Source organism: Streptomyces flaveolus (genome assembly GCF_000716535.1).
Classification (GTDB): domain Bacteria; phylum Actinomycetota; class Actinomycetes; order Streptomycetales; family Streptomycetaceae; genus Streptomyces; species Streptomyces flaveolus_A.
This window is the reverse complement of sequence record NZ_JNWV01000187.1, coordinates 1-275: the sequence shown is the minus strand read 5'-3', so window position 1 is coordinate 275 and position 275 is coordinate 1. Positions and strand designations below refer to the sequence as shown.

1 protein-coding gene is annotated in these 275 nt (G+C 65.5%); it reads right to left on the bottom strand.

What is annotated here, in order from left to right; all coding sequences use genetic code 11:
- Positions 1-55 precede the first annotated feature (55 nt).
- A partial coding sequence (locus tag OO52_RS45785; RefSeq protein ID WP_037671800.1) for a transposase occupies positions 56-275 on the bottom strand: 220 nt, incomplete at its 5' end.

Here is a 275-nt window from a genome sequence, read left to right as displayed (position 1 = left end):
GGTCACGTCCGCTGGAGTGGTGTATCGACGGCCACTCGGTGATCTCGTTTTGAGGCTATGCGGTGAGTTCGGTGGGCAGGACGGTGTCGTCGGTTTCTGACTCGATCGGGTGGAGTCGGGCCTTGGCGAGCAGGTCGAGTCCCATGTAGCGGCGGGCTTCGGTCCATTCGTCGTTTTGCTCGGCCAGGACCGCCCCGACGAGCCGGATGACGGCGGTGCGGTCGGGGAAGATGCCGACCACGTCGGTGCGGCGGCGGATCTCCTTGTTCAGCCGT